The organism is Pseudoalteromonas sp. RB2-MNA-CIBAN-0110 (genome assembly GCF_040309305.1).
GTDB lineage: Bacteria > Pseudomonadota > Gammaproteobacteria > Enterobacterales > Alteromonadaceae > Pseudoalteromonas > Pseudoalteromonas arctica.
On the sequence record NZ_JBEOOQ010000201.1, the window covers coordinates 1 to 267 of the forward strand.

General features: G+C 43.8%; 1 protein-coding gene. It reads right to left on the bottom strand.

Annotation, left to right across the window (positions count from 1 at the left end):
* A partial coding sequence (locus tag AAEY68_RS21165; RefSeq protein WP_350586839.1) for a type I restriction-modification system subunit M N-terminal domain-containing protein occupies nucleotides 1-257 on the bottom strand: 257 nt, incomplete at its 3' end.
* Between the last annotated feature and the right edge of the window lie 10 nt (nucleotides 258-267).

Sequence of the window (267 nt, forward strand, 5' to 3'; positions counted from 1 at the left end):
AGCTTATCGTTTACAAATTCTAAAAGCTCATCGCCGGTCATGCCTTCGTTATCGGCCGCCCAATTGCGCCATAAAAATTGCTCTGGGATTGGCTCGCGGTAATCGTCTAACTCTAGTTCAAGCTCTTCTTCTTGCGCATCAAATACTTTTAAAAATAGTAACCACGACATTTGGCCAAGGCGTTGTGCGTCGCCATCGACACCGGCGTCTTTACGCATAATATCTTGAATGGATTTAATAGCTGAACTGATAGACATAGGTTTCTCT